Genomic DNA, 26,771 nt, shown 5'->3' on the forward strand with positions numbered 1-26,771 from the left:
GCAATGACCGGGCCCACGTGCACTTGTCGATGTCGCACGAGTATTCAGGAAATCCAGTATGAGAGACCCGTTTAACGATCGCGCGCAATTGTTGTTTAAGCACTTGATGGCATTATACCTGAACGAGGGGCGGCCAGTCGGGTCGACTGCGCTGGCGAAAATGCCCGATGTCGGGGTCAGTCCCGCCACGGTGCGCAATGTGATGGCCGACCTGGAACGTCTGGGGCTGGTGCATGCGCCCCACACCTCCGCGGGGCGTGTGCCCACGGATCAGGGGTTTCGGGTGTTTGTGGATTCGATTCTGACGCTGCAGCCGTTGGATCAGCAGCTTAAAGCTCGCATCGAAAAAGGGTTCGAGCAGGCTCAGACGCAGGATGAATTGCTGGGCTCGGCCTCGAACATCCTTTCCGGTTTGACCGGCATGGCCAGTCTGGTGATGGTGCCGCGCAAAGAACAGGAAGTGTTGCGCCACATTGATTTTGTACGCCTGAGTGAGACCCGGGTGCTGGTGGTGCTGGTCCTGAACGATCAGGACATTCAGAACCGGATCATTGAGTTTGACGCGCCGGTATCGGAAAGCCACCTGATTCAGACGGCCAACTATCTGAATGAGCATTTTCGCGGGTTGCCGCTGTCGGACGTCAAGCACCACATGGTGGCGCGGTTGGATACATTGCGCCAGAATATGGACCAGCTGATGCTGGCCATTGTCGAGGCAACCGATCAGGTGATCGAGCAGAAAATGCAGCAGGACTTGCCGTATTTTGTTTCCGGTCAGTCCAATCTGCTCAACTATGAAGAATTGGCCCAATCAGACAAGCTCAAGGCGCTTTTCTCTTCGTTCGAAGAGCATTCGCACATGTTGCAGCTGCTCAACAAGAGCATGGATGCAAAAGGGGTTCAGGTCTTTATCGGCAAAGAGTGCGGAGCGGATTCGTATCAGGACTGCAGTGTGATCACCACACCCTATGAACGCGACGGGCAGGTGCTGGGGGTTTTGGGCGTGGTTGGGCCGAGCCGCATGCCATACGATCGCATTGTGCCCCGGGTGGACATGACCGCCCGTATACTCAGTTCATTGTTGCGTCAAGACGCCTGAGGCCTAAATGGCATCGACTTTTTTACAGCACCAGTCAAAATTTGATTTCAGTCTTATGGATTTAGAGGAATGGATTTTCTTTGTTGTTTGCTGGTAAGTGTTTATGCTAATATTTAAGCTTTTAAGGTATGATCTTAGGGAGTATCCCAAGTTCCTTAAAAGAGAGTTATGATTAGGGTTCTAAACGAAATGGAGACTGTGTGACTTTTACTTACCAATCAAGAAATATCGCAAAATCAATGGCGACTCTGGCACTGGCTTGCGCAATACCTTTGCAATCCAATGCAGCCGAGCCCGGTTCACTGGATGGTGTGTACGCTGGGTTGACATTGAATGGTTCGAAACTGGATGGCGACATTACTAATAAAACAACGTCAAGCAAAATTGGTTTTGACAGCAATGGAATGGAAGCGGGTATCGGTTTTGAGGCCGGTCTGGGACGAAGCTTTAATGATTTATATCTGGGGGCCAGTTATCAATATTTAGATAATGGTCTGGGATATGCTGATTTGAACAGCTCTGGCAGTTGGAGTGGAAAGGTCGAAGCGGATAAGATCTGGAATGCGTCGTTGATTCCAGGTTACTACATCACTCGGAATTTATTAGCCTACGGGCGTTTTGGTATCGGTCAAATTGAAATTTCTACCAGCTCTAGCAGTGATTCAGAAGACATTGATACGATGACTTACGGTTTAGGTATGAAATATGCATTAACAGATATGCTTTCTGCCTCTTTTGAGTATCAGCGCTCAAGTGGTGATGAAGTGTTTGGATCGAATGAATGGGATGTCGACAGTCAAAGCGTTTTGTTCGGCATTCAATATCGCTACTGTATGATGAAGTAAGTTCTGCCAACTTTGGCAAAACAAGTCGAGCTTAATCCTTGGCTCGACTGCCCACACTGACTTCATGTGTCTTTTTGAGTCATGGTTCTTTTCATGATGCTTGTCTTTGCCTTCCATGCTTTTTTGAGAGCCGTTTTTCTTGACTCGGTTCCTTTTTATGTCATGTTTTTACCAGGCTTGGTGAAGGTCAATTTTTTTCTAGTAGGTGAGATAGAGCTGCTTCGGGCGTGGGGTAATGGAAGACAAACCCGTAAGCCTGAAGCCGGGTTGGCAAAACCGCGTGGCTCAGCATCAACACCTGAGCGCCACGCCCGAACATCAGTTTTAGTTGCCAGGCTGGCAAAGGCAAGCCAAAAGGGCGTTTGAGTACTCTAGCCAGTGTTTGCCCAAATTGATGCTGGGTCACGGGGGTCGGCGCGGTGAGGTTAACCACGCCGGTCAGATCCGGATGATTCAGGGCGTGTCCAAACGCTCTCACCAAATCATCAATACAGACCCAGCTGAAACATTGTTTACCTCCAGCCACCGGCCCGCCCAGCCCGAGCCTGAAAGCGGGCAGCATTTTAGCGAGTGCGCCGCCTTTGGTGTCGAGCACCACGCCAAAACGAAAGATCAGGACGTCATCACTCAGTTTTTGAGCCGAGGCTTCCCAGGCCTCGGACAGACGTCCGAGAAAATGCTCGCCGGCCTGGGAGTGGGTTTCATCCAGTGGTGCATCACACGAGCGTTCCGGGTAAAACCCGATGGCTGAGGCGCTGATGATGCGTTGGGGCCGTTGCTCCGGTTCGAGCGTTTTCAATGCGTTTGCGAGGGCCTGCGTGGTGTCGATGCGACTGTGCCAGAGTTCGTCTTCATACCCTTTGTGCCAGCGCTTGCCAATGTTGGCGCCAGACAGATGAAACAGGGCATCGGCGCCTTGCAGCGCTTTGGACAGGTCAAAGTCCGTGGCAAAGGCTTCACGCCCATAGGTGATGACCTCGTGGTGGCGTTCAAAATGGGCTGCCAGCGCCTGCCCGATCAAACCTGTGCCGCCTGTAATCACGATTTTCATTGGGTCGCCTCGTCTTCATCCGGTACAAATGTCAGGACATTGCCGTTGATGCAATAGCGCTTGCCGGTCGGCGGTGGACCATCGTTGAAGACGTGTCCCAGATGAATGCCTGAACTGGCGCTGCGTACTTCGATTCGATTCATACCATGTGAGTCATCCGGGTGCTCGGTGATGGCACCGGGCACGGGATTGAAAAAGCTGGGCCAGCCGGACCCGCTTTCGAACTTGGTGTCGGTGCGAAACAGCGGGGCGCCGGTAATCGGGTCAACGAAGGTACCTGGACGTTTTTCATCCAGATGCGAGCCGGTAAAGGGGCGCTCCGTCCCACTTTCGAACGCGATGCGCTGCTGCTCCGGGGTCAGGATCTGAAAGCCGAGCCATTCCCAGAAACGGGTTTTTTCGCCTTTGTAGCCGGTAAAGCGCGCTACTTCGCGTCCATTCTTGAAAAGCACCATGGTCGGCGTGGCAAACAGTGGTTTGGCCAGCTCCCAACCCGTCGGTGCCTCGGGGGTGAGGGTGGTGGTGACGGCTACCTCAGACTGCCAGTCGTTGAGGATTTCCCGCTTGAACTGATCGCAGAAGGCGCAGTCTTTGGCTTCAAACACCACCAGCTGCTGTTCAAAGTTCAGAGCCTCGCCATCGAGGGCGGGGGCCACATCGGCGGCTTTTTCCCTGCTGGCCAGTCCAGGGTAGGCCACGCCTGTACCGCCGAGGCCGCAATAGCCGTTGGGGTTTTTGGCGAGATAGTCCTGATGGTAGTCTTCAGCGGTGATGTAATTTTTCAAAGGCGCAATTTCGGTTTGGATTGTGCCCTTTCCGGCCTCGGTTAGGGCTTGCTGATAGCGCGCCATGGTTTGACGTGCCACAGTCATCTGGTCGTCATTTTGGGTGTAAATCGCGCTGCGGTAGTTGGTGCCGACGTCGTTGCCCTGACGGTTTTTCTGGGTGGGATCGTGGTTTTCCCAGAATCCGGCCAGCACTCGTTCAAGACTGACGGCTTCCGGGTCAAAAAACACCCGCACCACTTCGGCGTGATTGCGTTGGTCGCTTACTCCCATGCGGATCTGTTTTTCCAACCCCAGTACGTCGTAGTAACCTGCGTCCGGGTCATCGCCTCCGGCATAGCCGCTTTCCACGCGCAGCACGCCGTCAATTTCGCCCATGCGTTTTTCCGCGCCCCAGAAACATCCCATGCCGAGCACGATGGACTCGGCGTTGTCGGGCAGTTGTGAGACAGCAATGTCATTCATGGGGGCCTCCTTGGCGCAAGCAGTTAAACTCAGTGAAAAAGCCAGCCATGGCGCCAGCAAAAGGGTGCGGAACGTAAGCATTTCAATCTCCCTCCAGTGTGGCAACCGTTTTCAATTGTTTCAAGTCAGTCAAAACCTGTTTGACGTGTGTGTCCGGATCAACATTCCGATAAATTTTGGCCAATGTCCCGTCTGGAGCAATGATAAAGGTCTGGCGTTTGGCAAATTTGACCACGACCAGATCCAGCAGGGCACCGTATTGCGCCGCCACGTCTGCATCGGTATCGGCCAGCAGTGAGAACGGCAGGTCATGTTTTTCAGCAAAGGCCGCATGGCTGGCTTGAGAATCAACGCTCACGCCCAAGACCACTGCGTCCTGCTGGATCAGGCGGTTGATGTTGTCGCGGAAGCTACAGGCTTCTGTGGTGCAGCCGGGGGTATCGTTTTTGGGATAAAAGTACAAAACCAGCCATTTGCCTTGGTAGTCGGAGAGTTGATGGGGCTGGTTGTGCTGATCCATCAAGCGAAAATCCGGTGCGGTCTGTCCAATCGATAGCGCCTGACTCGCAACCGCGACAGAGCTGCTCAGCAGGAAAAAGAGGAGCAGCCCCCTTCTGACAGGGCGGGCGAGCTGAGTGTGTAATGACTTGATCATGGGACCTCCTGTTGGATTCATCCGAACCCTTGGCCTTTTAATCATTATTCATGTTTTGACCAGGCCTGTCCATGATAGAAAGGGTTTTTTGAAGTGTTTTGTATTGTTTTTGTATAGGGTGTGTTGTAGTCAGGTTTTTTTGCCGGTTTCGATGGGTACGGTGGTGTGCAGGTCGTTGGCCATGGATTTTTTCTTGAGCCAAGTGGAGGCGGCGTGTTGCGCGGAACGTTCCATCTGGGCCCGTTTGCCGTCCTGTGGGTATTTTGGGGAGGGTTGTCGTTCCAGAGTGTTGCTGACCCAAAAGCGCCAATAAGCGATCAGATCCGAGTTCCAGAACCGATCAGGGTCGGCACTGACATAATGCAGGAACTTATCCAGTGATTGTTTGGCTGTGGGTTCATTCAATCCTTCCTGCTGGGCGTAATCGAGCATTTGTGCGCTGTGGTGCGCAACCAGCTCCGACAACTTTTGATGGAGAAGGTTGTCGGTTCCCTGAAAACGCTTGAGGTGGCGCTTGAGGTTGTCGTCCATCACTGGCGGAGTGGCGTGCACCGGGCAGGTCTGTCCGGTTTGGGCCTGGTAGGCATTCGGATTGAGTGACAGGCGGCAGAATCCCCGGTTGTCGCGTTTGACGTGCAAGATGTCGCGCTCTTCCAGTCGCAACAGGACCTTGTAGACCAGTTCGGGTTTCCAGAAATCAAAGACTTCCACCAGCTCTTGGGTTTTCAGTGGGCGCTGGTCGTAGTGTTCGTTCATCCAGCCGAGAAACACCGCTTCGTGCATGGAAAGGGTCTGGGCAACCTGAGTGTCAAAGGTGATGTTCATAAAACAGTCATCCTGAGCGGTTTACGCCGGATCCGATGGGGGCTGTTGGCTCAGCCATTTTGAACTGGCTTTGGCGACTTCAATCGGTGCCTGAGGTGTCTTGAGATGGCGCGCGACCTGCCGTGCCTGTTCGGCATCCCCGATGTAAACCGGTGGTTGCAGCCGAGCGCCTTTGATTTTGGCATTCTGCTGATTCACGATGCCGGTGAGTGCCTCGGGCAGATGCTGGGCCGCAGGCGTTCCATACAATGCCCGATAGGCATTTTTGAACTCATTGGCTTTAAAAGTTAACGATTTTTCATCCGGCAGATTACACAGTGCGATCCAGCCGCCCATGCGATGGATGATGTGATGAATCAGCGGGTCGGAAAACACCACGTCCTGATAGGCCCCGACACGACGAATTGCGTTTTCCACCAGATTCCATGCGTTCAGGGCCCGGTCCTGGCTGCCACCTTTGCAGTGTTTGATGATGTCGGAAATCTTGGGCCACCATTTGCCTTCTTCCGGGTGTTGCATATGGGCATTGAACGCTTGCTGGACCTGCTCGATTGAATAGTTTTTCAAGCCGTTCCAGTAAAGTTCAAAGGTCATTTCCGTCAAGTCTTTTTCATAATAGGCAAAGACGGTGGTCATTATCTGCGAAAATTTTTCCAGATCATGTTGTTGCATGGGGTTCCTATTCGCCAAAGGCCGGGTCAGATCGGTCAGGATTGGTGTATGATAATCTCAGAGCATTTATGAAAAGCAGCTCATTTTGGTCACCGTATTGTTCGCTTTTTTGTCGGTTGAGTCGGTGACGTTCTTTACAGCAGAGTATAGCATTTTGGCCACGAATTTTTCGAAATGGATCGTCTCAATTGTCTGTGCCGCGGGATTGTTCTGGGTTGCCGGTGCCACCCAGCTGACCTGGGCGGATCAGTCCCGGTCTCTGCCGGGAACGTTGGTTTCGTCTGATGCCCTGTCTGTCTGGACTGCGGAGGCGGGCGCGATATCGACGGTTTGGCGCATGCAGGATCAGGTTCCCAGAATTCCGGCGTCCACGGTCAAGCTCATTACTGCCCTTCTGGCACTGGAGACCTGGTCGCCAGATCATCGCTTTCATACGGACGTGCATCTGCAGTCTACCGAGCGCGGATGGGAGCTGGTGGTCAAAGGGTATGGCGATCCGTTTCTGGTGTCAGAAACCTTGGCCACACTGGCCGCTCGCTTGACCGAACGTTTGAAGCAAAAGGGTATTGGCCGCATTGAGCGTTTGGTATTGGATGATGGGTATTTTGATGTAGCTCCGGAAACGGTCCCCGGGTTGTCGCAGACAGACAATCCATACGATGCGCTGCCAACGGCCCTGATGGCCAATTTCAATACCCTCAAGGTGCGACGCGAAGACGGTCGTATTCGAAGTGGCGAGCCGCAAACCCCGTTGACCGCTTTGGCGGCATCGATCGCGTCAGAGCGTTTGCCCGCGGATCAGGCTGTCGGACGAATCAATCTGGGGCAGCGCCCCGAGCGCAGTGCGGTGTATTTCGGCCAGTTGCTGCAGACGTTTCTGGCGCGTGAAGACGTGACTGTGCAGAGCGTCTCGCGTCGGACGCCGGATTCGGTCGCGCTGTCGGAAAACCAGGCCTGGTCAAAAACCCCCTTTTTGCGTTTTGAAAACCCCAAGCCTTTGGCAGAGCAGGTGCGTGCCATGCTCAAATACTCAACCAATCTGATTGCGCATCATCTGATTTTAAAGCTCAGTGCGGAGCGTTTCGGCCCGCCAGCGACCATGGCAAGTGTCAGGCGCTACCTGTCGCATGCGTTGAAGGCGCGTTTTGGCTGGGCGGAAGTAACGGTTTACGAGGGCGCCGGACTGAGTCGTCAGAATCGACTGAGCGCACGACAGCTCGGGCAGGTATTGAACGCGTTTGCTCCCTGGCGTTCATTGTTGCCACAGGAGCGAACCGGGGTGTGGGCCAAGACCGGCACCTTGCAAGGCGTGCGTACCCTCGCCGGATATGTGTGTCCGACCAGTTGTGATCAGTCGGTGGTGCCGTTTGTGTGGCTGTTGAATGACACAGGGCCACTGGATGCGCGCTGGCAATTTGCTCAACGGTTCCGTCGGGCTTTGCAGACTGGCGACCAGGCGTTGGCCGCTTCAACCCCCTGAGGCCTTAGTCAATGCCCAGTAATTTGTGGGTCTGCAAGCTCAGGCGCCATTGGGGGTGAGCCAGGCAATAGGCCAGCGTGTCTTTTAAATGGGCGCTTGTGTTTTGCGAGGGGGTGTTCGGGTCGGCCATGGGTTGAAGATAGAAAAAATCAAAATCCAGGTCTGCGACCTGATGCGGGTGCAGGTTGGGTTGGGGGTATACCAGTTTCAGTTCGTCGCCATGGTCTTGAATCAACGGGGCACCCGCTTTGGGGCTGACGCATAACCAGTCAATGCCTGGCGGCGCTTTTTGCGTGCCATTGGTTTCCACGGCAATTTCAAAGCCAGCCTGGTGAAAGGCGTCGATCAGATCAGTATTGACCTGTAGCAGCGGTTCACCGCCGGTTAGGACGACAAAGGGCGCCGTTTTGTCTTGTTCGACTTCATCGGGCCAAAGGCCCAGCAGGTGGCTGACAAGTGCCTCTGCGGTGTCAAAGCGCCCACCGTTCTGACCGTCTGTTCCCACAAAATCGGTGTCGCAGAACTGGCACACGGCTTTGTGGCGATCCGCTTCAAGGCCCGTCCAGAGGTTGCAGTGAGCAAACCGGCAGAAAATGGCGGGGCGGCCGGAATGAAACCCTTCGCCCTGCAGTGAATAAAATGCTTCTTTGATGCGGTACGCCATCGTTGTCAGGTCCCTCTCACCCATCTCAACCCAGGTGAAAAATTGCCCTGGTCAAGTCGCGAAAATGCTACAATATTGGACCATTTTAACAGGCCGGTGAGCAAAAATCGCTTACCGAACCAGGATAGATCGTTTAATTCATCGCCGGAGAAAACAGAGCATGACAGACACGACCGCCCCGCAGACTCTGTATGACAAATTGTGGGCCTCGCATCGGATTCGAGAGGAATCCGACGGCACCGCATTGATCTACATTGATCGCCAGCTTCTGCACGAAGTGACCTCGCCGCAAGCGTTTGAGGGATTGCGCCTGGCCGGTCGAAAACCTTGGCGGGTTGAGGCCAATGTGGCAACCTGTGACCACAATGTGCCGACCACCTCCCTGAAAGGCGGGGTGTCTTCCATCGAAGATCCGGTGTCCCGCATTCAGGTGCAGACACTGGATAAGAATGCGGCGGAATTTGGCATTCTGGAATTTCCAATGGGGGATCCGCGTCAGGGGATTGTGCATGTTGTGGGGCCGGAAGAAGGGATTACCCTGCCCGGTATGACGCTGGTGTGTGGTGATTCGCATACGGCGACGCATGGTGCGCTGGGTGCGCTGGCCCATGGCGTGGGCACTTCTGAAGTCGAGCACGTCCTCGCGACGCAGTGCCTGATTCAAAAGAAAATGAAAAACATGCTGGTCAAGGTGGATGGCAAACTGGCCCCCGGTGTCACACCCAAAGATGTGATCCTGGCGGTGATCGGAGAGATCGGCACCGCCGGTGGCACGGGTTATGCGATCGAATTTGGTGGTCAGGTGTTCCGTGACATGTCGATTGAGGGCCGCATGACCGTCTGTAATATGGCGATTGAAGCCGGGGCGCGTGTGGGTCTGGTAGCGGTGGACGAAAAGACCATTGAGTATGTGAAAGGTCGTCCCTATGCGCCGTCCGGTGCGCTTTGGGATCAGGCAGTTGAGGCCTGGCGGACTCTCAAGTCTGACGAGGGCGCTGAGTTTGACAAGGTGGTTGAGCTGGATGGGTCGGCCATTGAACCGCAGGTGTCATGGGGGACATCGCCAGAGATGGTGGGCGCGATCAATGGTCGGGTCCCGGACCCGGATCAGGCGTCGGATTCGGTCAAGGCTGAGAGCATCCGTAAGGCCTTGCAATACATGGGGCTCCAGCCTGGCACGCCCTTTGTGGATATTGGGGTGGATTATATTTTTATCGGCTCCTGTACCAATTCGCGCATTGAAGATTTGCGTGCGGCGGCGCAGGTGGTGAAAGGGCGTAAAGTCGCCGACAGTGTCGAACTGGCTATGGTGGTGCCCGGTTCCGGTTTGGTCAAGCAGCAGGCGGAAGCCGAAGGATTGGACCGCATCTTTCTCGAAGCCGGGTTCGAATGGCGAAATCCCGGTTGCTCCATGTGTTTGGCGATGAACGCGGACAAGTTGCCGGCCGGCAAGCACTGTGCCTCGACCTCCAACCGGAATTTTGAAGGGCGCCAGGGCGCCGGTGGTCGGACCCACCTGGTCAGCCCCGAGATGGCAGCGGCGGCGGCCGTGGCCGGGCACTTTGTTGATGTTCGTCCCTTGATGCAGGAGGCCAGCGCATGAGTTTACAGAAATTTACCAAATTCGAGGCGTTGGTCGCCCCCATGGATCGAGCCAATGTGGACACCGATGCCATCATTCCCAAGCAGTTTTTGAAGTCGATCAAGCGCACCGGTTTTGGCCCTAATTTGTTTGATGAATGGCGTTATGAAGATGTTGGGCAACCGGGTATGGACAACAGTCAGCGTCCGTTGAAAAAGGATTTTGTGCTTAATCAGCCGCGTTATCAGGGGGCAAAATTATTGTTGGCCCGTGAAAATTTTGGCTGCGGTTCCAGCCGTGAGCATGCCCCCTGGGCCCTGAAAGATTATGGGTTTGATGTGATTGTGGCACCCAGTTTTGCCGATATTTTCTTTAACAACAGTTTTAAAAACGGCATTTTGCCGATTGTGCTGCCAGCGGACACTGTAGAGCGGCTGTTTCAGGCGGTGTATGACCAGGAAGGTTATGCCTTGACGGTGGACCTGGAAAATCAGCAACTGATCCAGCCTGATGGCGAGCCGATCGCGTTTGACGTCGACAGCTTTCGCAAGCACTGTCTGCTCAACGGCCTGGATGACATCGGGCTGACATTGCAGCACCGTGACGAGATCGAAGCGTTTGAAACCGACTACCGTCAGCGAGCGCCTTGGTTGTTTGCCGAACCGGCACAGTGAGTTTTATCCATAATATGCCCTGCGTGAGGGCGCAGAAAGAGACAGGAACCATTTGATGACACAGCAAGTTTTGGTGTTGCCCGGCGATGGCATCGGGCCTGAAATTACCGCAGAAGCCGTCAAGGTGTTGGACGCGTTGCGTCAAGCCGACGGCTTGGATATTACCTTAAGCGAAGATCTGGTCGGTGGCGCGGCGTACGACGCACACGGGAAGCCTCTGGCAGATGAAACCCTGGAAAAAGCCCGGCAGGCGGATGCGATTTTGCTGGGTGCCGTCGGCGGTTACCAGTGGGAATCGCTGGACATTTCCGTTCGCCCTGAAAAGGGACTGCTGACCTTGCGCTCCGATTTGGAACTGTTTGCCAATCTTCGTCCCGCGTATCTTTATCCGCAGCTGGCCTCGGCCTCGACCCTGAAGCCTGAAGTGGTCGCGGGGTTGGACATTCTGATTGTGCGGGAACTGACCGGGGGGATTTATTTTGGTCAGCCCCGTGGCGTACGCACTCTAGAAAACGGCGAGCGTCAAGGCTACAACACCTATGTGTACAGAGAGTCCGAAATCCGCCGCATTGCCAAAGTCGCGTTTGAAGCGGCGCAAAAACGCAACAAAAAGCTTTGTTCGGTCGATAAGGCCAATGTGCTGGAGGTGACAGAACTGTGGCGCGAGATTGTGGATGAGATGGCCTGTGACTATCCCGATGTGGAAGTGTCTCACATGTATGTCGACAATGCGGCCATGCAGTTGGTGCTCAACCCAAAACAGTTTGATGTGGTGGTCACTGGCAACATGTTCGGCGATATTTTGTCAGACGAAGCCTCGATGTTGACCGGTTCAATTGGTATGCTGGCTTCGGCGTCTTTGGATGTGAACAATAAAGGCATGTACGAGCCCAGTCATGGATCGGCGCCCGACATTGCCGGACAGAACAAAGCCAACCCGCTGGCGACCATTCTTTCGGCGGCCATGATGTTGCGTTTCAGTCTCGGGCGTCCCGAGCTGGCGGACAAGATTGAGCAGGCGGTCAGCCAGGTACTGGATCAGGGGTTGCGGACCGGTGACATTGCCGGCGAAGGTGATACCGTTGTGGGCACACGTGAAATGGGCGATGCCGTCGTGAAGGCGCTGGGAGTATAGTTTTTACCAGGCCTGGCAGCCTGTCTGCCGAATCAACTGAGCGATTATGAAAAACCACTTTACCATTACGATCAGTGACGTTCACGGATCACGGCATTTTTCGTTCAAGCAGTTTGTACGAAAGTTTGCCGTTTTTGTGGTGTTTACCATTGTGCTCATGTTTGCGGCGGCAGCGCTGACCATCTGGTGGCTCAACCAGGAAATTGAGGTGATCGAGAGCAAACGCCAGCATGCTCAGGCTGAATATCAGAGTGTGCTGGAAAAGAGTCGCAATGCGTACCAAAGTTTGCAAAAAGAAAAACAAATGATTCAGGACCAGCTGGACAACAAAACCAAGCAGGTTCAGTTTCTCGATCAGACTCTGCAGGGACTGGAAGATTTGATCGGTGTGCAGCCGGAAGAAGATGCACTGGTGACCGATCGGGTCAAACTGGCCCAGTTGACCACTCTGGAAAAACAGCTTTTGCTGGAAGATTTACCCAGTGGGCGCCCGGTTAAAAATTTCAAAGGGGTCAGCAGCAGTTTTGGCTGGCGACGTCACCCGGTCAAGGGCACGCGTGAATACCACCGCGGCATTGATTATCGGGGGGATGCAAAAGACCCGGTGATTGCCACCGCCAATGGCGTGGTTGAATACGCCGGCTACCATAAAAAAAGCGGCTATGGTAACTTGGTCATATTGTCGCATGATCATGGCTTTAAAACGCTGTACGGTCATATGAGTCGGTTGAAGGTCAAAACCGGTGAAGTGGTGCGTCAAGGCCAGGAGATTGGGTTTATCGGGTCGACCGGTTTGTCTTCCGGGCCGCATTTGCATTATGAAGTGTCGTTTGTGCAGCGCAAACTCAACCCGACTGCGTTTGTGCATTGGGACTTGAAAAACTACAACGAAATTTTTAATGAAGTGGAAGGTGTTCCATGGGGATCTTTAAGTCAAATCATTCAGGGTCGCGTCCAGCGGGTGGAAAAACAATTATCGCTGCGGGATGTAAATTAAAGGGCGAAGTGCGTGACCTCGAAGGCGCGCTGCACATAGACGGTGAAATTGATGGCATTCTGGAAACCGAGCATGAGATTTCAATCGGCGACCAGGGCACCGTCAGTGGGCTGGTTCGCGCCAAAAACATCGTTGTCAGTGGTGTGCTTGAAGGCAAGGTGGTGTGTGAAAGCATCGATATTTTGTCGACCGGCAAGCTGATGGGCGAAGTGGTCTGCGGCGAGATGATGATTGAAGCCGGTGGCAAGTTCATCGGTGAAAGCCGTGAGCTGACCGAGGGCGGCTTGATTGTCAGCTTCCCCGAGGCCGAAGAAAAAACCTTTTATGAGCCAACCGATGAAGTGTTGGAAGCCAAAAAGGTGGTCGAGCATAAAAAACAGCAAAGCCAGCCTGCGCCCAGTGAAGATGTGTTGCAGGAAGCTGGTCGTTAAGGTTGATTGAACGCCTCATTCCGAAAGGGACTGGTTGGTTTTGAACGAATTGAATTTGAATGTGAAACGAAGGGTTGAATGATGACAAAACAGTATGACATTGCCGTTGCTGGCGCCACCGGTGCCGTAGGCGAAACCATTCTGAAAGTTCTGGAGGAACGCAACTTTCCGGTTCGTAACTTGTATCCTCTGGCGAGCAGTCGCTCAGCTGGCAAAAAAATAGAATTCAACGGCAGCTGGGTGGAAATCCAGGATCTGGCTACGTTTGACTTTTCCAAAGTCCAGATTGGGTTGTTCTCACCCGGTGGCAGTGTTTCGCGAGAATACGCCCCCAAAGCGGCGGCGGCAGGATGTGTTGTGGTTGATAATACCTCTGAGTTTCGTTATGACGACGATGTACCGCTGGTGGTCCCGGAGGTCAACCCCGATGCGGTGGCGGGCTACACTCAGCGTAACATCATTGCCAACCCCAACTGTTCGACCATTCAGATGATGGTGGCCATCAAGCCGATTCACGACGCAGTGGGCATCAAACGTATCAATGTGTCGACCTATCAGGCGGTGTCGGGTTCGGGGAAAGAAGCGATTGAAGAACTGGCCGGGCAGACCCGTGACATCCTGAATCTCAAGCCGGTCAAGACGGAGGTTTATCCGAAGCAGATCGCGTTTAACTGTATCCCGCAGATTGACGTGTTTCAGGACAATGGCTACACCAAGGAAGAAATGAAGATGGTGTGGGAGACCAAAAAGATTCTGGAAGACGAATCAGTGCTGGTGAACCCGACGGCGGTGCGTGTGCCGGTGTTCTATGGACACAGCGAAGCCATTCACCTGGAAACCGATAAAAAAATTACCGCAGACGAAGCCAAGGCCCTGTTTGAAAAGACCGATGGGATTGTGCTGATGGATCAGCATGAAGACGGCGGTTATCCGACGGCTGTGACCGATGCGGCGGATACCGACCCTGTGTACGTTGGGCGCGTGCGTGAGGACATCACCTGCGATAACGGGCTGAACATTTGGGTGGTGGCAGACAACGTCCGTAAAGGTGCGGCGACCAATACCGTTCAGATTGCGGAACTTTTGATCAAAGATCACTTGTAAGCGGCAATCGAATCGTTCCGATGTCTCAACGCATTGCCCTAGGGGTTGAGTACGCTGGCACACGGTATTGTGGCTGGCAGTACCAGCCTCACTGCGATTCGGTCCAGGGTCAATTGATGGACGCGTTGGCCTTTATTGCCAATGAACCGGTGGAAATGGCCTGTGCGGGTCGAACCGATACCGGTGTGCATGCGTTGGGTCAGGTAGCGCATTTTGATACCCGGGCCGAGCGACCGAACAAAGCCTGGGTTCAGGGCGTCAACACCCGATTGCCATCGGATATCCGGGTGACCTGGGCAAAGCTCATGCCTGCCGAGTTCCATGCTCGTTTCAGTGCCGAGGCACGTGCTTATCGCTATGTGATACTGAATCAGCCAGTGGCGTCAGCGCATTGGGCCGACCGGGTGACCTGGGAGAGAGCGCCATTGAATGAAGTTTTCATGCATCAGGCCGGCCAGTTGTTGCTTGGCGAACGGGATTTCTCTTCGTTTCGAGCAGCGGGATGTCAGGCCAGTCATGCACGGCGACAAGTGCAGGCGCTAAGCGTTCGACGAGAAGGGCCTTTTGTGTTGATTGATATCCGTGCCAATGCGTTTTTGCATCACATGGTTCGAAATATTGTGGGGACCCTGCTGGAAATTGGCCGTAAGGAACGCCCGATCGATTGGGTCAGTGAACTTCTGGCTTTGCGCGACCGAACCAAAGCGGCCAAAACCGCGCCGGCGACCGGCTTGTATTTTGTGAATGCTTATTATCCGTCGCAGTGGGACGTACCGCTGGCACAATTAGACGAGCGGCTCTGGGAGTATTCACATGGTTAATGCGACAGACAATGCCCGAACGCGGGTGAAAATTTGCGGCATTACCTGTGAAGCGGATGCGTTGGCGGCCGCACAGGCCGGTGCTGATGCAATCGGGCTGGTGTTTTATTCAAAAAGCCCCCGCGCCGTATCCCCTGAGCAGGCGGCAAAGATTCAGTCAGTATTGCCGCCTTTTGTCTCCACGGTCGGGTTATTTGTGAATGCTTCTGTCGAAGCAGTGCAAGAGACGCTGGACTCGGTGCCCCTTGATCTGTTGCAGTTTCATGGTGATGAAACGGCGACGTTTTGTGAACAGTTTGATCGCCCCTACATGAAGGCGATTCGGATGCAGGCCGATACAGACTTGTTTGAATTGGCACAAACGCACGCGCGGAGTCAGGCATTGCTGTTGGATACCTACGTGAAAGGGGTGCCGGGGGGCACTGGGGAACAGTTCAACTGGGACTGGGTGACGCCTCAGGCCTTGTCCACACTCGATAAGCCGATTGTGCTGGCGGGTGGATTAAATAAAGATAACGTGAGTGAGGCGATCACCACGGTTCGGCCTTGGGCCGTTGATGTAAGTGGCGGGGTTGAAAGCGCTCCGGGTCGGAAGGATTCCAAACTCGTTCAGGCATTCATTCAGGCCACAGTTGGCCCGATGCAAAAACAGGAAAATGTATGACCATTGATTACTCACAGTACCCCGATGCAAGAGGCCATTTTGGTGTGTATGGCGGTGTGTTCGCACCGGAAACGCTGATGGCGGCACTTTCGGAATTGACGTCACAGTACCAGTCACTGAAAGATGATCCAGCGTTTATGGACGCTTTGGCGCGTGATTATCAGGACTATGTCGGGCGTCCCACCCCGCTTTATCTGGCAGAGCGCTGGTCCGATGCGGTCGGTGGTGCCAAAATCTATCTAAAGCGCGAAGACCTGAACCATACAGGTGCGCATAAAATCAACAATACCATCGGTCAGGCTTTGCTTGCCAAGAAACTGGGCAAGACACGCATCATTGCTGAGACCGGAGCCGGTCAGCATGGTGTGGCCAGTGCCACGGTTGCCGCGCGTCTTGGCTTGGAATGCGTGGTGTACATGGGAGCGGAAGATGTCAAGCGTCAGGCACCCAATGTCGCCCGTATGCGTATGCTGGGAGCCGAAGTGGTCGCAGTGGAGTCCGGTACCCGTACCCTGAAAGACGCTCTGAATGAGGCGATGCGAGACTGGGTCACCAACGTGGACGACACCTTCTATATTATCGGCACCGTGGCTGGCCCTCACCCTTATCCAATGATGGTTCGGGATTTTCAGGCCATTATTGGCCGTGAAGCCAAACAACAGCACCTGGAAAAGGAAGGACGTCTGCCCGATGCCGTGGTGGCCTGCGTCGGCGGCGGCTCCAACGCCATTGGCATTTTTTATGATTTTCTAGGTGATACGTCGGTCAAACTGGTTGGTGTGGAGGCCGGTGGCCATGGTTTGGCTTCGGGAGAACATGCTGCGCCGTTATGCCAAGGGAAGCCGGGGGTTTTGCACGGCAATCGCACCTACATTATGGAAGATGAAAACGGACAGATACTGGGGACACATTCGATTTCAGCCGGTTTGGATTACCCGGGGGTCGGGCCGGAGCACGCCTGGTTGAAAGACATCGGTCGTGCGGAATATGTGGCCATTGATGACGACGAAGCCATGCAGGGGTGTCGCGACTTGACCCGCTTTGAAGGGATTATTCCCGCACTGGAAACCAGTCATGCACTGGCTCAGGCCTTCAAAATGGCTGCTGACATGCGTCCGGATCAATCCATTGTTGTCAATTTGTCCGGTCGCGGCGATAAAGATATGAATACCATTGCTGCGATTGAAGGATTTGAATTTTAACGTGAGTGCTGACATGACCCAAACCTCTCGACGCATCGCCGAAACGTTTTCGGCGCTGAAAGAACAAAAACGAACGGCGTTGATTCCCTACATCACTGCGGGTGACCCGCACCCGGATATGACGGTGCCACTGATGCACAGTCTGGTGGACGCAGGGGCGGACATGCTTGAACTGGGCGTGCCGTTCTCGGATCCGATGGCCGATGGCCCGGTGATTCAAAAAGCGGTGGAGCGGGCGCTGTCGCATCAAGTTAGCCTCAGACAGGTGCTTGAGATGGTGGTGCAGTTCCGGCAGAAAGATGCACACACGCCTGTGATTCTGATGGGCTACTTGAACCCGATTGAAGCCATGGGCGTGGAAACGTTTGCTCATCAGGCGCAGCAGTCAGGGGTGGATGCCGTTTTAACGGTGGACATGCCTCCGGAAGAGACCGAATTTTACCTGCCGGCACTGAAACAGGCGTCAACGGATTTAATTTTCCTCGTTTCACCGACCACGCCCGAAAGCCGATTGACCGCTGTCAATGAACAAGGCAGCGGTTTTGTTTACTATGTGTCATTGAAAGGGGTCACCGGTTCAGGCCGGCTGGATGTCGACGATGTGGCGACGCATGTGGCCTCGTTACGTCAACGCACGGCCATGCCTGTGGCGATCGGTTTTGGCATTCGTGATGCTCAGGCGGCTCATGCGATGGCCCAGCTGGGGGACGCTGTGATCATCGGTTCGGCCCTGGTTCGGGAAATTGAAACCCTGGTTGAACAGAATCAGGTCAACTTTGAAACCGTCCAAGCCCGCGTGACCAGTCAGTTGCGATGTTTTCGTGATGCCATCGATCTGGCCGATGCAGGCAAAGAACTGGAATGAATTGCAAAGGGAGATCCCACCATGAGTTGGTTTGAAAAAATTCTGCCAAGTATCAAGCAAGTCAGAGAACGCAAAAAAAATGTCCCCGAAGGGCTTTGGACAAAGTGCCCCAAGTGTGACAGCACTTTGTATCGCGCCGAAGTGATTCGAAACCTGGATGTTTGCCCTAAGTGTGATCATCACATGCGAATGGGCGCGCGGCGACGCTTGGAAACGTTTCTGGATGAAGGCTCCGCCATGGAAATTCATGGCAATGTCTCCCCCGTCGATGCGTTAAAGTTCAAGGATATGAAAACCTATAAAAGCCGTTTGTCCCAGGCCCAGAAAACCACCGGTGAAAAGGACAGTTTTGTCACCATGATCGGTCAGATCCATGGGTTGGAGGTTGTCGCAGGCGCTTTTGAATTTCGATTCATGGGCGGTTCCATGGGGTCGGTGATGGGAGAAAAATTTGTCCGTGCGGTGAATACGGCGATTGAAAAGGAATGCCCGCTGGTTGTGTTTTCGGCCAGTGGGGGCGCGCGCATGCAGGAAGCGCTGTTTTCACTGATGCAGATGGCCAAAACCAGTGCCGCATTGGGTCGGCTGCGAGCAAAGCGTCTGCCGTTTATTTCAGTGCTGACCGACCCGACCATGGGCGGTGTTTCGGCCAGTTTTGCCATGCTGGGTGATTTGAATGTCGCCGAACCCAAGGCATTAATTGGCTTTGCCGGTCCAAGAGTGATTGAACAGACGGTTCGTGAAACGCTGCCAGAAGGGTTTCAGCGTTCTGAGTTCCTGTTGGAGCACGGGGCCATTGACCGCATTGTCCATCGCCATCAGTTGGCGTCGGAATTGTCCGATGTCTGCCGGATGCTGATGAAAAAGCCCGCTGCCTGACGTCACCATGTCGAACCCGTATCGATCACTCAACGACTGGGAGGCGCATTTACTGCAACGTCATCCGGACGAGATTGAACTGGGTGTCGAGCGTGTCAAGTCGGTTGCGCAAGCACTGGGTGTGGCCAAACCAAAGCCACTGGTCATCACCGTGGCTGGCACCAACGGCAAGGGTTCCAGTGTGGCGATGCTGGCCTCAATTTATCATGCAGCGGGCTATCGGGTCGGCACCTACACATCTCCTCATTTTCATCGATTCAATGAACGAATTCAGGTTGGTTTGCAGCCGGTTGATGATGCGTCCATTGTGGCGGCATTTGAAGCCATAGACGCCGCGGCGGGCCCGACCCGTCTGACCTATTTCGAAGTGGCGACGCTGGCCGCTTTGTATGTGTTTGCACAACAACCGTTGGATGTCATCATTCTGGAAGTTGGGCTGGGAGGTCGCCTGGATGCCGTGAATCTGGTGGATGCGGATGCGTGCCTGATTACAGCGATCGATGTGGATCACCAGGCCTGGCTGGGCAGTGACCGTGAAACCATTGGCCGAGAAAAAGCCGGTGTGATGCGCGCTGGTCGTCCCTGCGTCTGCTCGGACCGTCATGTGCCAGCCTCGGTCATGGCGCAAGCTGAGACGCTTCAAACACCACTGCGAGCTCTGGGCAAAGACTTTGACTGGCAGGGTACGACGACGGACCAGGCCTGGTGGTTTTTGCCAGATGCGAGTCAAAAAACGGAAACCTGGTCCATGCCGGCCTTGCCGCTGAAAGGACGTTATCAGTGTGACAATGCCAGTGGTGTCTTGGCTTTGGTGGATTGGCTTTCGGATCAACGTCCGGTGGCACAGGATAAGATGCGGGCAGGACTGAAAAAGACGCGGCATGCAGGCCGGATGCAGCAGGTCACTTGGCAGGGGCAGCATTGGCTGCTGGATGTGGCGCACAACCCCCATGCGGCTGCCGCATTGACTCAAGCACTGTCTTCTTCGGCGAAGGCTGTGCCTCACTGCGTCTGTGTGTTGGCGGTGATGGCTGATAAGGATGTCGGAGGAATGATCCGTGCGTTGGCACCGGTGGTTCGTCACTGGGTGTTGCCACCGCTATCGGTTGAGCGCGCCTTGTCTTCCGAAGTACTGGCAAATCAGTTAAAGGGGGCCGGGATGGCCGCAAACCGCATTCATGTGAGCGATTCGATGGCCCATGCACTGGAAACCGGGCGTATGTTGGCGCAAGATGAATCGATGCAGGCCGTGGTGTGTGGGTCTTTTTATACGGTGGCGGAGGCATTGCCCGTGATGGATGTCTCTGTGAATGAAAGCGAGGCGGTGGTATGACGAATCCCTCTTGCGATGAGCATACAGACGAACAGGAAGCCTTTAAGAATCGCCTGGTTGGTGCCGTATTGTGGCTGGGGGTTCTCGTGCTAGTTGTGCCCCAGTGGTACGCCAACCCGGTTGCATTTGATCCACAGTCGCCCTGGCCGGAAGTGTCTGAAGCCGACAGCCAGCCGGCCATGGTTCACACTCTGCCGACTGAAGCATCCGAGGCAGACGTGGCTTCAGGCAGTGAGCCGCAAGCCGATTCGACTGAAACAGCGTCGCCTGAGACGCAGTGGATTTTGCGCCTGGTTGCGTATCGCACGGAAGAGCAGGCCAGAAAACTTGCAGGAGAGCTGGAATACGATTATCAGGTGTTTATCAAACACTTTCCGCAATCCAATTATTATTCAGTCCGGTCCGGTCCTTATGCGGATCGTGCGCAGGCTGAAAAAGATCAGAAAAAACTCGATCAAATGTTAAATATTGAATCCCAACTGGTTAGAATTTCGCCGAACCAATCGGGCACCGAGGCAACGAACGGGAGAGAGTAGTATGTGTGGCATAGTGGGTATGGTTTCAGCAACGCCGGTCAATCAGGAGTTGTATGACGCGCTGACGGTTTTGCAGCATCGCGGACAGGACGCAGCGGGTATTGTGACCTGTGATCAGGGGCGTTTGTACCAGCGAAAAGATAATGGCATGGTCAAAGACGTATTCCGCACCCGCCACATGCGGGATCTGGTCGGGCGCATGGGCATCGGGCATGTGCGCTATCCAACCGCGGGTAGCTCTTCAAGTGCCGAAGCGCAGCCGTTTTATGTCAACTCGCCTTACGGGATTGCGCTGGGACATAACGGTAATATCACCAATGCTGATCAGTTGTCCAAAGAGATTTATGAAGAAGATTTGCGCCACCTGAACACCAACTCCGATTCGGAAGTGTTGGTGAATGTGTTTGCTCATGAGTTGATGCGAGACAAAAAACTGTCGGTGTCGCCGGGCGATATTTTTGCTGCCATCAAAGGGGTGCATCGCCGTTGCCGCGGCGGCTATGCTGCCGTTGGCATTATTCCTTCGGTCGGACTCTTTGCGTTTCGGGATCCGCATGCCTTGCGTCCGGTTGTGGTCGGTCAGCGCCAGGCCGACAATGGTGATACCGATTACATGATTGCGTCGGAAAGCGTTGCGCTCAGTGCAGCCGGGTTTGAACTGATGCGCGATCTGGGGCCAGGGGAAGCGGTGGTGGTCACCGAGAAAGGTGAGATTCACTTTGAACAGTGTGCGGAAAATCCCCAGTATAACCCGTGTATTTTTGAGTTTGTTTATTTCGCCCGCCCGGATTCCATGATTGATGACATCTCAGTCTATAAATCCCGTTTACGCATGGGTGAAAAACTGGCTGAACAGATTCTCAATGATTGGCCGGACAATGACATTGATGTGGTCATGCCGATTCCCGACACCAGCCGTACCTCGGCGTTGCAGCTGGCGGACCGTTTAGGCAAACCTTACCGGGAAGGCTTTATCAAAAACCGTTACATCGGCCGCACGTTTATCATGCCTGGACAAACACAGCGCAAAAAATCGGTGCGTCAGAAACTGAATCCGGTCCCGCTTGAGTTTCAGGATAAAAACATTTTGTTGGTGGACGATTCGATCGTGCGCGGTACCACTTCCGGAGAAATTGTGCAGATGGCGCGTGATGCCGGTGCCAAAAATGTGTATTTTGCTTCGGCCGCACCTGCGGTGCGCTACCCTTATGTTTACGGCATCGACATGCCCAGCCCGTCTGAACTGATTGCCAATGGACGAGACATTGAGCAGATTCGTGACTACATCGGGGCCGATCGTTTGTTCTATCAGAAGCTGGACGATCTGATTGATGCGGTGTCGTATGGCAGCCGACGCATCAATGAATTTGACACGTCGTGTTTCAGCGGCTGTTATGTGACGGGCGACATCACTCAGGAATACCTGGATTCTCTGGATCAAAGTCGTAATGACTCGGCCAAGCGCAAACAAAAGCAGGTCGGGCGCGAGCCAGTGGGGATCTACAATGGATGATCATCAGTGGGCATTGGAAACGCTCGCGATCCGAGCCGGTTACGAACAGACCGAGCAGCAGGAAAACAGTGAAGCCATTTTCCCCACCTCCAGTTTTCGCTATGAGTCTGCACAGCAGGCCGCGGACCGTTTCAGTGGTGAGGAGGCGGGTAATGTCTATTCCCGCTTTACTAACCCGACCGTTCAGGCCTTTGAGCGTCGCTTGGCGGCGATGGAAGAGGGGGAGGCCTGTGTGGCCACAGCTTCGGGCATGTCGGCCATTCTGACCAGCATGATTGGTCTGCTTCAGGCCGGTGACCATTTGGTATGCTCGCAAAATGTGTTCGGGACCACCCGCGTGCTGTTTGATCAGTATTTGCGCAAGTTCGGGGTGGCGATCAGCTTTGTGCCTTTGACCGATCTGGCGGCTTGGGAAGACGCGATTCAGCCCAATACCCGCCTGTTGTTTTTGGAGACGCCGTCGAATCCATTGTCCGAAGTTGCAGACATGGCCCGGCTTTCTGAGCTGGCGAAACGCCATCAGGCCTGGTTAATGGTCGATAACTGTTTTTGTACTCCGGCTTTGCAACGCCCTCTGGCACTGGGCGCCGATCTGGTGATTCATTCGGCCACCAAATTCTTGGATGGGCAGGGACGAGCCGTCGGCGGCGCCGTGGTGGGCCCCGCCGATTTGATTGAAGAAAAAATCCGTGGTGTCATGCGCACGGCCGGGCCATCCATGAGCCCTTTTAATGCCTGGATATTCCTGAAGGGGCTGGAAACCCTGGCATTGCGAATGGAGGCCCATAGTCGCCAAGCGCAATCCCTCGCTGAATGGCTGGCGGTGCACCCGGCGGTTGAACGCGTGTATTTCCCGGGGTTGGCGGACCATCCTCAAAGAGCGCTGATAGAGCGACAACAAGCAGGGCCGGGCGGGTTGTTGGCCTTTGAGGTGAAAGGTGGTCAGGCCGAAGCCTGGTCTGTGATCGACCAGACGCGCCTGATTTCGATCACCGCGAATCTGGGTGATGTCAAAACCAGTATTACGCATCCGGCAACCACCACCCATGCCCGTGTGCCGGAAGCCGAGCGTGAAGCCAGCGGCATCACGATGGCTTTGTTAAGGGTGTCCGTTGGGCTGGAAACGATCGATGACTTGAAAGCCGATCTCGCGCGGGGTTTGGACGCGATTGCCTGAAGCGCCGACCTGTTTTTTACCAGGCCTGGTCGTTTCGGACTCTTTCAGCGACTTACTTGGGCAGTTCAGCGGCCAACTCTGAATCAACGTTTAGGCGCAACAAAACCACAATTTTGCCCACGGATTGAACAATCTGAGCTCCGGTTTGTTCAACCAGTGCGTTGATCATCGCCTGACGCGCGTCGCGATCGTCTTCCGCCATTTTGATTTTGAGCAGTTCGTGATGGCTCAGCGCCTCTTCAACCGCATCGGATACGGCCGGCGTCAAACCGTTTGCCCCAATCAGGATGACGGGGCGTAACCCATGCGCAATGCCTTTTAGAAATTTCTTTTTTGATGTGGTCAGCTTAGGCTGGACCGGATTGACAAGGCGTTCAGTCATAAATTAAAGATACCCGTTGGTGTTTTGCGTTCGCGCAAGCGGTTCTGTGATCGAATCAACGCGATACGCCAATGAAAAAGATGCATTTTAACGCAATCAAACCCGAATGAGCAGGAAACATAGAGGAAGACGATGGGACGAAGTAAGTCCAGTACCGAATGGTTGAAAGAGCACTTTGATGATTATTATGTGAATAAGGCCAAGCAGGAGGGGTGGCGTTCGCGTGCGGTCTACAAGTTGCAGGAAATCGACGACAAAGACGCGTTGTTTCATCACGGTATGACGGTGGTGGATTTGGGGGCGGCACCCGGTGGTTGGTCTCAATGGGCCACACATCAGATTGGGGCGCAGGGTGAAGTGTTTGCGTTGGACCTGTTGCCCGTGGAGCCGTTTGCAGGGGTCACGTTTATTCAGGGTGACTTTCAGGACGATGCGGTTTATGAAGCATTAATGAACGCATTGGACGGACGGGAAGTGGATCTGGTCATGTCAGACATGGCACCGAACATGAGTGGTAACAAACAGGTGGACATCCCCAAAGCCATGTATTTGGTCGAGCTCTGTGTGGACCTGGCGGATCAGGTTCTCAAGCCCGGCGGAAACCTCTTGATGAAAGTCTTTCAGGGCGAAGGGTACGAAGCGCTGTTAAAACAACTGCGTGGTAAGTACCAGAAAGTGATGACACGAAAACCCAAAGCTTCGCGTGCACGCAGTAAAGAAATGTATTTACTCGCAAAAAACAAACGAGGGTCATAAAAAACCTTTCGTGAAACTGCGAAAAATGCCATGGGTCAGCGGATTTCTTGTTGATCAGAGTAAAAAAAATGAATGGTTTTGTGGTAAAGTTTAGGCGATAAGAATTGATTTTTTGCAACGCAATCAAACGGCGCTTTTTCGGGTAAAAGGGCTTGAAATAAGCGCGTCGGAATGGTCGGAGAACCCAACAGACTATGAAAAACGATATGCTCAAAAATATCCTGATTTGGACGGTGGTCGCAACGGTTATGCTGTCCATCTTTAACCATTTCAGTGGGCAAGGAGCAACTCAGAGATCGCAGCTGGCTTACTCTGAATTCATTGACGAGGTGCGCGCCGGGACGGTGAGCCAGGTGACCATCGAAGGTGAGAAAATCCAGGGGGTTTTTTCTGATGGTCGAGCGTTTACAACTTACAACCCGGGCGATGTCGGATTGATGGGGGACTTGCTGGACAACCGTGTGAAAGTGGTATCGCGTCCCCCCGAAAAGCAAAGCCTGTTGATGCAGATCTTTATTTCGTGGTTCCCGATGTTGCTGTTGATTGCGATTTGGATCTTCTTCATGCGCTCCATGAGCGGTGGCGGCATGGGGGGCAAAGGTGGCCCCATGTCCTTTGGTAAAAGTAAGGCCAAAATGCTCAGTGATGATCAGGTAAAAGTCACGCTGGACGATGTGGCCGGTGCCGATGAAGCCAAAGAGGAAGTCGGAGAAATCGTTGATTTCCTGCGCGACCCCGAAAAGTATCAGAATTTAGGTGGGAACATTCCGCGTGGTGTGTTGATGGTGGGCCCACCGGGTACGGGTAAAACTTTGCTGGCCAAAGCCATTGCTGGGGAAGCGAAGGTGCCGTTTTTCAGCATTTCAGGCTCCGACTTTGTGGAAATGTTTGTCGGTGTGGGGGCTTCTCGAGTCCGTGATATGTTTGAGCAGGCCAAGGCGCATTCACCCTGTATTATCTTTATCGATGAGATCGATGCCGTTGGCCGCAGCCGGGGTGCCGGAATGGGCGGCGGTAACGATGAGCGTGAGCAAACCCTTAACCAGATGCTGGTGGAAATGGACGGGTTTGAAGGCAATGAAGGGGTGATCGTTATCGCGGCCACAAACCGGGCCGACGTACTGGACCCGGCCCTGTTGCGTCCGGGGCGATTTGACCGTCAGGTCAGCGTGGGGTTGCCCGATGTGCGGGGGCGAGAGCAGATACTGAAAGTGCACATGCGCAAAGTGCCCATGTCGGATGATGTCGACCCATCTCTGATTGCTCGCGGGACCCCCGGGTTTTCCGGTGCGGACTTGGCTAACCTTGTTAATGAGGCAGCTTTGTTCGCAGCGCGGGCAAACGAACGACTGGTGACTCAAGGGCACTTTGAAAAAGCCAAAGATAAGATACTGATGGGCGTTGAGCGTCGAAGCATGGTGATGAGTGAGGAAGAGAAAAGACTGACCGCTTATCACGAGGCCGGTCACGCCATTGTCGGTTACCTGGTTCCCGAGCATGACCCTGTGTATAAAGTCAGTATCATGCCGAGGGGGCGGGCTTTGGGTGTCACCATGTATTTGCCCGAAGAGGATTCCTATAGTTATTCCAAGCGTAAGTTGGAGAGTCAGTTGTCGAGTCTTTATGGCGGGCGCATAGCTGAGGAGATGATCTTCGGCAAAGACGCTGTGACCACCGGGGCCAGCAATGACATCATGCGCGCGACTCAGATCGCTCGGAACATGGTGACCAAGTGGGGGCTGTCCGAAAAGTTGGGGCCTTTGATGTACGAGGAAGAAGAAAACAACAGTTTGATGGGCTCCTCGCGCAATGCCAATGTGTCCGGCGAAGTCTCCAAAGAAATTGATGATGAAATTCGCCATTTCATTGACAGTAACTACGCACGGTCACAAAAGCTGTTGGAAGACAACATTGATATCCTTCATGCCATGGCTGATGCGTTGATGAAATACGAAACCATTGATTCGGCGCAAATCGACAATCTGATGGCCAGAAAAGATCCAGGCGAGCCCAGAGACTGGCAGGAGCGGTCAAATGATTCCGATGACGATGCCCCTGAGTCGGCAGCCGATTCAGAAACGTCGCCTTCAACGGATGCCAGCAGCACTGACTTGTCCGATGATTCGAGCGGTGATGTTTCCGGCAAAGAGGAGCCGCGTTGGCACTGATTGAATGATCG

The 26,771-nt window shown here is 54.0% G+C and carries 27 protein-coding genes; 20 read left to right on the forward strand and 7 right to left on the reverse strand.

Features of this window, described 5'->3' with window-relative positions; translation table 11 throughout:
* The first annotated feature begins 58 nt into the window (after nt 1-58).
* Together hrcA and AVO41_RS04915 are read left to right on the forward strand one after the other, a co-directional pair.
* Entirely contained in the window at nt 59-1,099 is a 1,041-nt protein-coding gene (hrcA, locus tag AVO41_RS04910) for a heat-inducible transcriptional repressor HrcA (protein ID WP_068583617.1), read from the forward strand.
* Nucleotides 1,100-1,299: 200 nt separating this feature from the next.
* The gene (locus AVO41_RS04915; RefSeq protein ID WP_153003489.1) at nt 1,300-1,944 is read left to right on the forward strand and encodes an outer membrane protein; all 645 of its coding nucleotides are present in this window, start codon (nt 1,300-1,302) and stop codon (nt 1,942-1,944) included.
* Between the two features lie 187 nt (nt 1,945-2,131).
* On the opposite strand, the gene AVO41_RS04920 is transcribed toward AVO41_RS04915, so the two are convergent.
* From AVO41_RS04920 to AVO41_RS04940, 5 genes are all read right to left on the reverse strand, one after another.
* Nucleotides 2,132-2,995: a TIGR01777 family oxidoreductase gene (locus tag AVO41_RS04920; RefSeq protein WP_068583627.1), complete on the reverse strand. Its 864-nt coding sequence runs from the start codon at nt 2,993-2,995 to the stop codon at nt 2,132-2,134.
* Complete coding sequence (msrA, locus tag AVO41_RS04925) at nt 2,992-4,245, reverse strand: peptide-methionine (S)-S-oxide reductase MsrA (RefSeq protein WP_068584763.1); 1,254 nt, start codon at nt 4,243-4,245, stop codon at nt 2,992-2,994. The genes AVO41_RS04920 and msrA overlap by 4 nt, the downstream gene beginning before the upstream one ends.
* A gap of 82 nt (nt 4,246-4,327) precedes the next feature.
* Nucleotides 4,328-4,900 carry a peroxiredoxin gene (locus tag AVO41_RS04930; RefSeq protein ID WP_068583630.1) on the reverse strand — a complete coding sequence of 191 codons (573 nt, stop codon included), beginning with the start codon at nt 4,898-4,900 and terminating at the stop codon, nt 4,328-4,330.
* Nucleotides 4,901-5,029: 129 nt separating this feature from the next.
* Nucleotides 5,030-5,725, reverse strand: coding sequence for a hypothetical protein (locus tag AVO41_RS04935; RefSeq protein WP_068583633.1), 696 nt, complete (start codon nt 5,723-5,725; stop codon nt 5,030-5,032).
* 21 nt (nt 5,726-5,746) lie between these two features.
* Complete coding sequence (locus AVO41_RS04940) at nt 5,747-6,397, reverse strand: DUF6475 domain-containing protein (protein ID WP_068583636.1); 651 nt, start codon at nt 6,395-6,397, stop codon at nt 5,747-5,749.
* A gap of 154 nt (nt 6,398-6,551) precedes the next feature.
* Here AVO41_RS04940 and AVO41_RS04945 point away from each other — a divergent pair, with 154 nt between their 5' ends.
* Nucleotides 6,552-7,877: a D-alanyl-D-alanine carboxypeptidase/D-alanyl-D-alanine-endopeptidase gene (locus tag AVO41_RS04945; protein ID WP_153003490.1), complete on the forward strand. Its 1,326-nt coding sequence runs from the start codon at nt 6,552-6,554 to the stop codon at nt 7,875-7,877.
* Nucleotides 7,878-7,881: 4 nt separating this feature from the next.
* Here the strand turns inward: AVO41_RS04945 and queE are convergent, their stop codons facing one another.
* Nucleotides 7,882-8,541, reverse strand: coding sequence for a 7-carboxy-7-deazaguanine synthase (gene queE / locus AVO41_RS04950; RefSeq protein WP_068583644.1), 660 nt, complete (start codon nt 8,539-8,541; stop codon nt 7,882-7,884).
* Between the two features lie 160 nt (nt 8,542-8,701).
* On the opposite strand from queE, the gene leuC reads away from it, so the two are divergent.
* The 15 genes from leuC (at nt 8,702) to AVO41_RS05025 (ending at nt 23,454) form a co-directional block, all read left to right on the forward strand.
* Nucleotides 8,702-10,144, forward strand: a complete 1,443-nt coding sequence (gene leuC / locus AVO41_RS04955) for a 3-isopropylmalate dehydratase large subunit (RefSeq protein WP_068583647.1) — start codon at nt 8,702-8,704, stop codon at nt 10,142-10,144.
* Complete coding sequence (leuD, locus tag AVO41_RS04960) at nt 10,141-10,797, forward strand: 3-isopropylmalate dehydratase small subunit (RefSeq protein WP_068583650.1); 657 nt, start codon at nt 10,141-10,143, stop codon at nt 10,795-10,797. Before leuC ends, leuD begins: the two co-directional genes overlap by 4 nt.
* Before the next feature lie 55 nt (nt 10,798-10,852).
* Entirely contained in the window at nt 10,853-11,932 is a 1,080-nt protein-coding gene (gene leuB, locus AVO41_RS04965) for a 3-isopropylmalate dehydrogenase (protein WP_068583653.1), read from the forward strand.
* A 46-nt stretch (nt 11,933-11,978) separates the two neighbouring features.
* Nucleotides 11,979-12,929 carry a peptidoglycan DD-metalloendopeptidase family protein gene (locus tag AVO41_RS04970; protein ID WP_068583656.1) on the forward strand — a complete coding sequence of 317 codons (951 nt, stop codon included), beginning with the start codon at nt 11,979-11,981 and terminating at the stop codon, nt 12,927-12,929.
* A gap of 8 nt (nt 12,930-12,937) precedes the next feature.
* Entirely contained in the window at nt 12,938-13,360 is a 423-nt protein-coding gene (locus AVO41_RS04975; RefSeq protein WP_068583659.1) for a polymer-forming cytoskeletal protein, read from the forward strand.
* Between the two features lie 81 nt (nt 13,361-13,441).
* The gene (locus tag AVO41_RS04980) at nt 13,442-14,464 is read left to right on the forward strand and encodes an aspartate-semialdehyde dehydrogenase (RefSeq protein ID WP_068584765.1); all 1,023 of its coding nucleotides are present in this window, start codon (nt 13,442-13,444) and stop codon (nt 14,462-14,464) included.
* 20 nt (nt 14,465-14,484) lie between these two features.
* A complete protein-coding gene (gene truA / locus AVO41_RS04985; protein ID WP_068583662.1) occupies nt 14,485-15,285 on the forward strand; it encodes a tRNA pseudouridine(38-40) synthase TruA in 801 nt (266 codons plus the stop codon).
* On the forward strand, nt 15,278-15,949 hold the full coding sequence (locus tag AVO41_RS04990) for a phosphoribosylanthranilate isomerase (protein ID WP_068583665.1): 672 nt from the start codon (nt 15,278-15,280) through the stop codon (nt 15,947-15,949). Before truA ends, AVO41_RS04990 begins: the two co-directional genes overlap by 8 nt.
* The gene (gene trpB, locus AVO41_RS04995; RefSeq protein ID WP_068583667.1) at nt 15,946-17,151 is read left to right on the forward strand and encodes a tryptophan synthase subunit beta; all 1,206 of its coding nucleotides are present in this window, start codon (nt 15,946-15,948) and stop codon (nt 17,149-17,151) included. Before AVO41_RS04990 ends, trpB begins: the two co-directional genes overlap by 4 nt.
* 13 nt (nt 17,152-17,164) lie before the next feature.
* The gene (trpA, locus tag AVO41_RS05000; RefSeq protein WP_068583670.1) at nt 17,165-18,016 is read left to right on the forward strand and encodes a tryptophan synthase subunit alpha; all 852 of its coding nucleotides are present in this window, start codon (nt 17,165-17,167) and stop codon (nt 18,014-18,016) included.
* 21 nt (nt 18,017-18,037) lie between these two features.
* A complete protein-coding gene (gene accD / locus AVO41_RS05005) occupies nt 18,038-18,895 on the forward strand; it encodes an acetyl-CoA carboxylase, carboxyltransferase subunit beta (protein WP_068583673.1) in 858 nt (285 codons plus the stop codon).
* A 7-nt stretch (nt 18,896-18,902) separates the two neighbouring features.
* The gene (locus AVO41_RS05010; protein WP_068583677.1) at nt 18,903-20,228 is read left to right on the forward strand and encodes a folylpolyglutamate synthase/dihydrofolate synthase family protein; all 1,326 of its coding nucleotides are present in this window, start codon (nt 18,903-18,905) and stop codon (nt 20,226-20,228) included.
* Entirely contained in the window at nt 20,225-20,764 is a 540-nt protein-coding gene (locus tag AVO41_RS05015) for an SPOR domain-containing protein (RefSeq protein WP_068583682.1), read from the forward strand. The genes AVO41_RS05010 and AVO41_RS05015 overlap by 4 nt, the downstream gene beginning before the upstream one ends.
* Before the next feature lies 1 nt (nt 20,765).
* Nucleotides 20,766-22,277, forward strand: coding sequence for an amidophosphoribosyltransferase (gene purF, locus AVO41_RS05020; protein WP_068583685.1), 1,512 nt, complete (start codon nt 20,766-20,768; stop codon nt 22,275-22,277).
* Nucleotides 22,270-23,454 (forward strand): O-succinylhomoserine sulfhydrylase, encoded by a 1,185-nt coding sequence (locus AVO41_RS05025; protein ID WP_068583687.1) that lies wholly within the window; start codon nt 22,270-22,272, stop codon nt 23,452-23,454. The genes purF and AVO41_RS05025 overlap by 8 nt, the downstream gene beginning before the upstream one ends.
* A 52-nt stretch (nt 23,455-23,506) precedes the next feature.
* Here the strand turns inward: AVO41_RS05025 and yhbY are convergent, their stop codons facing one another.
* Nucleotides 23,507-23,836, reverse strand: coding sequence for a ribosome assembly RNA-binding protein YhbY (gene yhbY, locus AVO41_RS05030; RefSeq protein ID WP_068583691.1), 330 nt, complete (start codon nt 23,834-23,836; stop codon nt 23,507-23,509).
* Nucleotides 23,837-23,968: 132 nt separating this feature from the next.
* Here yhbY and rlmE point away from each other — a divergent pair, with 132 nt between their 5' ends.
* Nucleotides 23,969-24,592, forward strand: a complete 624-nt coding sequence (gene rlmE / locus AVO41_RS05035) for a 23S rRNA (uridine(2552)-2'-O)-methyltransferase RlmE (protein WP_068583693.1) — start codon at nt 23,969-23,971, stop codon at nt 24,590-24,592.
* Nucleotides 24,593-24,798: 206 nt separating this feature from the next.
* Entirely contained in the window at nt 24,799-26,760 is a 1,962-nt protein-coding gene (ftsH, locus tag AVO41_RS05040; protein WP_235584675.1) for an ATP-dependent zinc metalloprotease FtsH, read from the forward strand.
* The last annotated feature ends 11 nt before the right edge of the window (nt 26,761-26,771 follow it).

Source organism: Thiomicrospira sp. WB1, from assembly GCF_001507535.1.
Taxonomy (GTDB): domain Bacteria; phylum Pseudomonadota; class Gammaproteobacteria; order Thiomicrospirales; family Thiomicrospiraceae; genus Hydrogenovibrio.

Bases quoted from the DNA above. Each gene is read 5' to 3' on its own strand.
- accD (WP_068583673.1), top strand. From the start codon at position 18,038: ATGAGTTGGTTTGAAAAAATTCTGCCAAGTATCAAGCAAGTCAGAGAA.
- queE (WP_068583644.1), bottom strand. From the start codon at position 8,541: ATGGCGTACCGCATCAAAGAAGCATTTTATTCACTGCAGGGCGAAGGG.
- truA (WP_068583662.1), top strand. From the start codon at position 14,485: ATGTCTCAACGCATTGCCCTAGGGGTTGAGTACGCTGGCACACGGTAT.
- AVO41_RS04990 (WP_068583665.1), top strand. From the start codon at position 15,278: ATGGTTAATGCGACAGACAATGCCCGAACGCGGGTGAAAATTTGCGGC.
- AVO41_RS04980 (WP_068584765.1), top strand. From the start codon at position 13,442: ATGACAAAACAGTATGACATTGCCGTTGCTGGCGCCACCGGTGCCGTA.
- purF (WP_068583685.1), top strand. From the start codon at position 20,766: ATGTGTGGCATAGTGGGTATGGTTTCAGCAACGCCGGTCAATCAGGAG.
- AVO41_RS04930 (WP_068583630.1), bottom strand. From the start codon at position 4,900: ATGATCAAGTCATTACACACTCAGCTCGCCCGCCCTGTCAGAAGGGGG.
- leuC (WP_068583647.1), top strand. From the start codon at position 8,702: ATGACAGACACGACCGCCCCGCAGACTCTGTATGACAAATTGTGGGCC.
- AVO41_RS05015 (WP_068583682.1), top strand. From the start codon at position 20,225: ATGACGAATCCCTCTTGCGATGAGCATACAGACGAACAGGAAGCCTTT.
- trpA (WP_068583670.1), top strand. From the start codon at position 17,165: ATGACCCAAACCTCTCGACGCATCGCCGAAACGTTTTCGGCGCTGAAA.
- leuD (WP_068583650.1), top strand. From the start codon at position 10,141: ATGAGTTTACAGAAATTTACCAAATTCGAGGCGTTGGTCGCCCCCATG.
- trpB (WP_068583667.1), top strand. From the start codon at position 15,946: ATGACCATTGATTACTCACAGTACCCCGATGCAAGAGGCCATTTTGGT.
- ftsH (WP_235584675.1), top strand. From the start codon at position 24,799: ATGCTCAAAAATATCCTGATTTGGACGGTGGTCGCAACGGTTATGCTG.
- leuB (WP_068583653.1), top strand. From the start codon at position 10,853: ATGACACAGCAAGTTTTGGTGTTGCCCGGCGATGGCATCGGGCCTGAA.
- rlmE (WP_068583693.1), top strand. From the start codon at position 23,969: ATGGGACGAAGTAAGTCCAGTACCGAATGGTTGAAAGAGCACTTTGAT.
- AVO41_RS04970 (WP_068583656.1), top strand. From the start codon at position 11,979: ATGAAAAACCACTTTACCATTACGATCAGTGACGTTCACGGATCACGG.
- AVO41_RS05025 (WP_068583687.1), top strand. From the start codon at position 22,270: ATGGATGATCATCAGTGGGCATTGGAAACGCTCGCGATCCGAGCCGGT.
- msrA (WP_068584763.1), bottom strand. From the start codon at position 4,245: ATGAATGACATTGCTGTCTCACAACTGCCCGACAACGCCGAGTCCATC.
- AVO41_RS04940 (WP_068583636.1), bottom strand. From the start codon at position 6,397: ATGCAACAACATGATCTGGAAAAATTTTCGCAGATAATGACCACCGTC.
- AVO41_RS04935 (WP_068583633.1), bottom strand. From the start codon at position 5,725: ATGAACATCACCTTTGACACTCAGGTTGCCCAGACCCTTTCCATGCAC.
- yhbY (WP_068583691.1), bottom strand. From the start codon at position 23,836: ATGACTGAACGCCTTGTCAATCCGGTCCAGCCTAAGCTGACCACATCA.
- hrcA (WP_068583617.1), top strand. From the start codon at position 59: ATGAGAGACCCGTTTAACGATCGCGCGCAATTGTTGTTTAAGCACTTG.
- AVO41_RS04920 (WP_068583627.1), bottom strand. From the start codon at position 2,995: ATGAAAATCGTGATTACAGGCGGCACAGGTTTGATCGGGCAGGCGCTG.
- AVO41_RS05010 (WP_068583677.1), top strand. From the start codon at position 18,903: ATGTCGAACCCGTATCGATCACTCAACGACTGGGAGGCGCATTTACTG.